Consider the following 7,378-nt stretch of genomic DNA (forward strand, 5'->3'; position numbering starts at 1 on the left):
TTTTTGAAGTCAATGTTATTGAGGCTATCCATAGCGATTTGACCACCTGAAAGAGAAGCCTCAATTAGATCATATTCTTACTTAGAATGGTATTACATCAGGTTCAGGGTAGGATATTACTGTCAGCAAAGCATAACCGCTTTACATCGTCTAAATTGCTTGCCAAAAAAATGCCTGCGGATTGCATTTGATTGCAACTCTCGGCAATGGTGTCAGGCGCAATGCCTCGGCACGCAGATAAATTGACAATGACTTTAAAGGATTTGGTTGCCTGAAGTTGCAAGGCTGTTGTTTTAACGCAGTAATCCGTTGCGAGACCGCCGATGATGACAGTGGTGACACCTTTGTAATGTAGCCACTCGATCAGTCCGGTACTGAGCTTTTCTTCAAGATCGTGAAAACAAGCGCCGTAAGGATGAAGATCTGGCTCTATCCCTTTCCAGATGACATGGTCATACTCAGTTACTCTGGGAAGCCCAGGTATCACTTCAAAGCCCTTACTGCCCGGGATGGCGTGTTTGACCCAGGTTAAATCAGCATTTGGGTGTGATAATGGTTGGAACATTTTGTCATGGCTATCAACAACCCACACAGCATTCTCCGGGTGCGCATCTTTTGTCAAAATACGCCAGGTTGCTAATTCCGCCTGTTGATTTAAGGCTTGAGCAATATGATGGCCCTCAGGAACAGGCAGCTCATCGGGGCAAAGTGGAGTAAAGGTTTGCTGGGCATCCACGTCGATTGCTGCAATAGCCATGACTCTCTCCTTACAGAATCTGATTCAGAATATGATCTGCTTTCAGACGTCGTATACGCTTAATCAAGCGTCTTACCGGCAACGGGTAGCTGTCAACTTTATCGATAAATTTATAGCTGCCCATTAATTGAGTATGTCGCAAAATGGCGCTGAGTTCCTGCTGCTTTTGCTCTGCTAACAGCTCATGTTTGTCATGCACCAGGATGGCGTTCTCTAAATCCAGTTTCCATGCGCGCGGATTAAGGTTATTGCCAGTAATGAGCATGTATTGCCGATCAACCCAGATCCCTTTCAGGTGGAAGCTGTTGTCGTCGTGCTTCCAAATATGAATTGCCAGCTGGCGCCGGGCGATAGCGGCCTCGTTATGTTTGGCAAAACTACGCAAATTAACCTCATATAAGTAAGGCAATCCTGCGATGGTTCTGAACGGTTCACTGGGCGGGATGTAAAAATCATTAGCGGTTTTATCACCGACAATCAGGGTGATCTTGACACCACGACGCAAAGCCCGTTTCACTTCCCGGCTTACGCTGCGGGGAAAGTTGAAATAAGGGGTGCAGATCGTCAGCTCATGTTTGGCACTGGCGATCAGGGTACAAATGTACTTATTCAGATTGTTCTTACGACGGCCAAGGCCAACAATGGGGGTCAGGCCAACCTGATTATCAGCGATAGGCTCAGGATCAAAATAATAGCTTGCGCGCTGTAATTCCAGGCGCAATTGCTTGATAGCATTACGTAAGACTTTCGTTTCCGGCCGGGCCTGCTGATTAAGGCAATTGACCGCTTCACTGTCGACCAGCGTCCGCTGGACAAAGTGGGCCATGCTGTCAGCCAGTTTGGCGTTTTTCAATACATGATACCTGTCATAGCGGTAACGTTGATGTTGGGCCAGATAGACATCATTGAGGCTGGCACCGCTGTATATGACAGTATTGTCAATGATAAAGCCTTTCAGGTGGAGCACACCGAAGACTTCACGATTACGAACGGGTACTCCCAACACTTCAATCTTATGCTGGTAGGACTGGGCAAACTCGCGGTAGAGCGCTGCATTGCCTTCTGATTTTTCTGCACCTATCAGTCCACGCTGGGCTCGGTGCCAATCGACGAGTACTTTAATGTCCAGTTCGGGACGTAGCTGTTTTGCATCATACAATGCTTGAAGAATACTGCGGCCCGCATCGTCGTCTTGCAGGTACAGTGCAACCAGATAAATACGCTGGGTTGCATTGGCTATTTCCTGATGCAAACGTTCACGAAAGGCACCGGCATCAAGCAGTGTTTCTATATCTTCCGGCTGATGTGCAATACGTGGTAGCTGATCTATGAGCTGCCTATTTGCAGTAGCTGAATCCATTATCGCCTCGTTCCGCGATTTATATGATAAATCTAAAAATTAGAGGGCCAATTATACCAGATTTTAGTGCTGGTAAAGCGACCGGGCCGATTCAATTAATGAGCTTGGGAGGCAAGTTGGGTCAACTGGCCTGATATTGCATAGGAGTGAGCGCTTTTCCACCAGATCTGTAGCGTTCAATTCGATGAGCAAGAGAAAGCGGCAGCGCATCATCCGCAATGACTGAAAACTGTGCTTTTAGGTACAGTGGTTCAAGGTGGCTGAATGCAAAACAGTAACACGGCTTAGTCATAAGTTGCGAATGGCAAGCGTTCAATAATGCGAGGCCAAGGCCCTGTTGTCTCAATTGCGGTGCAACCAGCATGCCTGTCATTAATTGAAAATCGTCATATTGCTGGAAGCGGACAGCGGCCTTGATGGACGTAGCTGTTTCTCCGATCCAGATGATTTCGTCCTTCTTGGCTTTACCTGCAGGGTAATACGCCTTGTACAGACGATTGACCAAAGGAAAGCGAAGAGGTTCCAAAGGATGGAAGCTAAGTGTTGTTTTCGTTAAATCTGTCATGGAATTAACTGCGTCGTTATGTGTGATCAGTTAGAATGCGGCCTCCAGTATAAAGCGACGGTTTGAATTTGGTATGGAAGTTTTGCATCGCCATTCACTGGCTTCATTGCACACATTTGGCTTGAGTGTCACAGCTTCGCAGGTTGTCACCATTAGTTCGGTGGACGAGCTGAAAACGCTGTTGTCCAGCGATGTGACAGGGATGGCTCCTGCTCTTGTGATGGGTCAAGGGAGTAACTTGCTGTTTTGTGAAGACTACAACGGAACTGTCATACTGAATCGGATCATGGGGATTGAGGTTCATGAAACCGATGTTGCTTATCATCTTCATGTTGGCGCGGGTGAAAACTGGCATCAGTTGGTCTGCCGGACGGTTGAGCAAGAGATGCCCGGCCTGGAAAACCTGGCCCTGATCCCTGGCTGTACAGGCTCTGCCCCCATACAGAATATCGGGGCTTATGGCGTTGAGCTTCAGGATATCTGCGAATACGTTGATGCGATGGAGCGAGTAAGTGGTGATGTTGTACGCTTAACGGCAGAAGCGTGCCGCTTTGGCTACCGTGATTCCGTTTTTAAGCACGAATTGAAAGACAGCCATATCATAGTGGCTGTCGGCCTTCGTCTGAGTAAAGACTGGCAGCCAAATACGAGCTATGGACCGCTGGCGAACCTGGATCCTGCCACTGTCACAGCTCGTGAAATTCTGGCGCAGGTTTGTGCAACCCGGCAGGCTAAGCTGCCGGATCCGGCGGTGCTTGGTAATGCCGGCAGCTTCTTTAAAAACCCTGTGGTATCAGAAAGTACCTATCAGAGGCTTGCTGCAGAGTTTCCGTCTGTCCCTTGTTATCCTGCGGCAGATGGCCGGTTTAAATTGGCCGCCGGGTGGTTGATAGATCAATGCGGACTGAAAGGCCATAAGATTGGCGGTGCGGCCGTACATCAGCAGCAGGCGTTGGTGATTGTAAACCTCGGCTCGGCCAGCCCTGATGATGTACTGAGATTGGCACGCTATATCGTCGACATGGTCAATGCGCGCTTTGGTGTCGCATTAGAGCATGAAGTGCGCTTTATGGCGTCTGACGGAGAAACCACACTGGATAAGGTGATGCCATGAAAGAACACACAACCAAGCTGGCCCTTGTCCGGTTTCTGGCGGATGGTCAGTTTCACTCCGGCGAAGCGCTGGGTGAGGCGCTGGGGATCTCCCGGGCGGCAATCAGCAAGCATATCAAAGGAATTCAGGAGTGGGGTCTTGATATTCATCGGGTTCAGGGTAAAGGTTACTGCCTGGCTGCCGGGTTTGACTTATTGGATGAGCAGCTTATCCAGGATCAGGTTGATTGCCCGTCATTGGCACTGATCCCGGTCATTGATTCAACCAATCAATATATGCTGGATCGCATAGGTCAGCTCCCCAAAGGCGCGGTTTGTGTGGCTGAGTACCAGCAGGCCGGGCGCGGGCGCCGTGGGCGGCAATGGCTCTCTCCGTTTGGCAGCAACCTGTATTTGTCAATGTACTGGCGCCTGGATGCCGGTGTTGCGGCTGCGATGGGACTGAGTCTGGTCGTTGGTCTGGCGGTGGCGAAAACATTGCAGAAACTGGGTGCGGCGGAGATTAAGGTGAAATGGCCCAATGACCTCTATTATCAGGACAAAAAATTAGCGGGTATTCTGGTAGAAATGAGCGGTAAAGCCGGAGATGCTGCGCATCTGGTCATTGGTATGGGGCTGAACCTCACCATGTCTAATACAGATACCGAAACAGTGGGGCAACCCTGGTCTAATCTGGCTGAAGCTTGCGACCCTATGCCGGGCCGTAATCAGTTGGCTGCTGCCATCATTGAGGGGGTGACGGAAACTTTGCTGCGCTATGAAGAGGTTGGCATGGCGGGTTTTGTCGATGAGTGGGATCGGTATGATAATTTCCTTGGCCGGCCGGTGAAGCTGTTGATCGGGGATAAAATCATCCGTGGCGTTGCCCGTGGCATTAACCCCCAGGGGGCGCTGATGCTGGAAACAGAGCAGGGGAAGATACCGTATCTGGGCGGGGAGATCTCTTTGCGTAAAGACGATTAACAGTAAAGCCAGGATGAGCCGGTCGACTATTTTCTGAGTTTGACGGTCTGCACCGCATGGTTAGACCCTTTTTGCAGGATCAGACTGGCTCGCTCGCGCGTTGGCAGAATGTTCTCCCGCAAGTTTTTACCATTAATTTCCTGCCAGATATTGGTCGCCGTTTTCACCGCTTCTGATTCGGTCAGCTTAGTGTAATGATTAAAATAGGATGATGGATCTTTAAAAGCACCCTGACGGAATTTCAGAAAACGCTCTATGTACCAAGTCTGCAGTAAATCGGGTTCGGCATCGACATAAATGGAAAAGTCGAGCAAATCAGAAATAAAGACCCGATGCGGCTCATGAGGGTAATCCATGCCGCTCTGTAACACATTCAACCCTTCAATGATCAGGATGTCCGGTTGCTTTACCGTCTTTATCTCATCTGTAATATCGTAAAATAAATGAGAATACACAGGAGCATCCACCTGAGGCTGACCAGACTTTACCTGGGTCAGAAACTCAACCAAGCGCCGAATATCGTAAGACTGCGGAAATCCTTTCTTTTTCATCAGATTTTTTTCCAGCAGCACATTGTTTGGATAGAGAAACCCGTCAGTAGTGATTAATTCTACCTTAGGGTGTTCCGGCCATCGGGTCAGCAAGGCTTTCAGCAGGCGCGCGGTGGTGCTTTTTCCGACCGCAACACTGCCGGCAATACCTATGATGTAAGGCACTGTACTGGGTTTGGGCTGAGACAGAAACTCTTCCAGAACGCGGTTTCGGCCCTTGCGTGCACCGACATACAGATTGAGTAAGCGTGATAAAGGCAAATAAATATCGCGGACTTCATCCATCGACAAATGCTCATTAATACCGCGAAGACGTTCGAGATCAGCTTCATCCAGCGTCATTGGCACTGACTTGCGTAAATCAGCCCAGGCCTGCCGGTCAAAAGTAAGATAGGGGGTTAGGATCTCGTTCATCTTGTAACCAAAATCTCATTTACAGGGATTGGGACAATACAGGATCAGTTGAGGAAGTGAAAGAGGCCTTGATTTCTCCTTTTGAAGAATTATGTCAGCATAGCCCTTTGTTTGATTAAGAAATGTACAGTAAAGCGACCATTATAATTTTTTTTGTATTTACCTATTGCAACCCCAAAATCCATCGCATAGAATGCGCAGCACTTACGCCGACTTAGCTCAGTAGGTAGAGCAACTGACTTGTAATCAGTAGGTCACCAGTTCGATTCCGGTAGTCGGCACCAAAATTTGGAGGGATTCCCGAGTGGCCAAAGGGATCAGACTGTAAATCTGACGGCTCCGCCTTCGAAGGTTCGAATCCTTCTCCCTCCACCATATTCAAATGGTTGAATAGCTCTACGAGTTACGAGTTTGCGGGCATCGTATAATGGCTATTACCTCAGCCTTCCAAGCTGATGATGCGGGTTCGATTCCCGCTGCCCGCTCCACATTTCTCGTGTGCTGATATAGCTCAGTTGGTAGAGCGCACCCTTGGTAAGGGTGAGGTCGGCGGTTCAAATCCGCCTATCAGCACCACTCTCTCTCCAAAGCACTTCAATCCTTTTGATATATACTCTACAAAACCCATGATTGGTTGTGTGGTCGTTATACCACCTAAATACCGTGCCTAGAGGGACTACCCATGTCTAAAGAAAAATTTGAACGTACGAAACCGCACGTTAACGTTGGTACTATCGGCCACGTTGACCACGGTAAAACTACTCTGACTGCTGCTATCTGTACTGTACTGGCCAAAACTTACGGCGGTGCTGCACGTGACTTCGCATCTATCGATAATGCGCCAGAAGAGCGTGAGCGTGGTATCACGATCTCTACTTCTCACGTAGAGTACGATACTCCGACTCGCCACTACGCGCACGTTGACTGCCCAGGACACGCTGACTACGTTAAGAACATGATCACCGGTGCTGCTCAGATGGACGGTGGTATCTTGGTTGTTGCTGCGACTGATGGCCCAATGCCACAGACTCGTGAGCACATCCTGCTGGGTCGTCAGGTTGGTATCCCTTACATCATCGTGTTCATGAACAAGTGTGACATGGTTGATGACGAAGAGCTGCTGGAACTGGTTGAGATGGAAGTGCGTGAACTTCTGTCTGAGTACGACTTCCCAGGTGATGACTGCCCAGTAATCCAAGGTTCTGCTCTGGGTGCACTGAATGGTGACGCTCAGTGGGAAGCGAAAATTGTTGAGCTGGCTGAAGCACTGGATTCATACATCCCAGAGCCAGAGCGTGCTATCGACAAGCCATTCATCCTGCCAATCGAAGACGTATTCTCAATCCAGGGCCGTGGTACTGTTGTAACTGGTCGTGTTGAGCAAGGTATCGTTCGCGTAGGTGACGAAGTTGCTATCGTAGGTATCAAAGACACCATCACTACGACTTGTACTGGTGTTGAGATGTTCCGTAAGCTTCTGGACGAAGGCCGTGCTGGTGAGAACGTTGGTGTTCTGCTGCGTGGTACTAAGCGTGACGAAGTTGAGCGTGGTCAAGTACTGGCTAAGCCTGGTTCAATCACGCCACACACGACTTTCGAGTCTGAAGTATACGTTCTGTCTAAAGATGAAGGCGGCCGTCATACTCCATTCTTCA

Annotated in this window: 7 protein-coding genes and 4 tRNA genes; 7 read left to right on the plus strand and 4 right to left on the minus strand. The window is 49.1% G+C overall.

What is annotated here, in order from left to right; translation table 11 throughout:
• Positions 1-103: 103 nt before the first annotated feature.
• From H511_RS0108840 to H511_RS0108850, 3 genes are all read right to left on the minus strand, one after another.
• Complete coding sequence (locus H511_RS0108840) at positions 104-757, minus strand: nicotinamidase (RefSeq protein ID WP_027251987.1); 654 nt, start codon at positions 755-757, stop codon at positions 104-106.
• A 10-nt stretch (positions 758-767) separates the two neighbouring features.
• Positions 768-2,117 carry a CDP-diacylglycerol--serine O-phosphatidyltransferase gene (gene pssA / locus H511_RS0108845; protein ID WP_027251988.1) on the minus strand — a complete coding sequence of 450 codons (1,350 nt, stop codon included), beginning with the start codon at positions 2,115-2,117 and terminating at the stop codon, positions 768-770.
• Between the two features lie 121 nt (positions 2,118-2,238).
• Positions 2,239-2,682: a GNAT family N-acetyltransferase gene (locus tag H511_RS0108850; protein ID WP_036759276.1), complete on the minus strand. Its 444-nt coding sequence runs from the start codon at positions 2,680-2,682 to the stop codon at positions 2,239-2,241.
• A gap of 73 nt (positions 2,683-2,755) precedes the next feature.
• Here H511_RS0108850 and murB point away from each other — a divergent pair, with 73 nt between their 5' ends.
• Together murB and birA are read left to right on the plus strand one after the other, a co-directional pair.
• On the plus strand, positions 2,756-3,796 hold the full coding sequence (gene murB / locus H511_RS0108855) for a UDP-N-acetylmuramate dehydrogenase (RefSeq protein WP_027251990.1): 1,041 nt from the start codon (positions 2,756-2,758) through the stop codon (positions 3,794-3,796).
• Entirely contained in the window at positions 3,793-4,758 is a 966-nt protein-coding gene (gene birA, locus H511_RS0108860; protein ID WP_027251991.1) for a bifunctional biotin--[acetyl-CoA-carboxylase] ligase/biotin operon repressor BirA, read from the plus strand. The genes murB and birA overlap by 4 nt, the downstream gene beginning before the upstream one ends.
• Before the next feature lie 26 nt (positions 4,759-4,784).
• Here birA and coaA read toward each other — a convergent pair whose 3' ends face one another.
• Positions 4,785-5,723 (minus strand): type I pantothenate kinase, encoded by a 939-nt coding sequence (gene coaA, locus H511_RS0108865; RefSeq protein WP_027251992.1) that lies wholly within the window; start codon positions 5,721-5,723, stop codon positions 4,785-4,787.
• A gap of 208 nt (positions 5,724-5,931) precedes the next feature.
• Here coaA and H511_RS0108870 point away from each other — a divergent pair.
• The 5 genes from H511_RS0108870 to tuf all read left to right on the plus strand — a co-directional run.
• Positions 5,932-6,007: transfer RNA gene (locus H511_RS0108870), tRNA-Thr, on the plus strand.
• 6 nt (positions 6,008-6,013) lie between these two features.
• Positions 6,014-6,098 (plus strand) — tRNA-Tyr (locus H511_RS0108875).
• 38 nt (positions 6,099-6,136) lie between these two features.
• A tRNA-Gly gene (locus tag H511_RS0108880) sits at positions 6,137-6,211 on the plus strand.
• Between the two features lie 12 nt (positions 6,212-6,223).
• Positions 6,224-6,299 (plus strand) — tRNA-Thr (locus H511_RS0108885).
• A 106-nt stretch (positions 6,300-6,405) separates the two neighbouring features.
• The coding region (gene tuf, locus H511_RS0108890; protein WP_027251993.1) for an elongation factor Tu at positions 6,406-7,378 on the plus strand (973 nt) is incomplete at its 3' end.

It is taken from the genome of Photobacterium halotolerans DSM 18316 (genome assembly GCF_000425165.1).
GTDB lineage: Bacteria > Pseudomonadota > Gammaproteobacteria > Enterobacterales > Vibrionaceae > Photobacterium > Photobacterium halotolerans.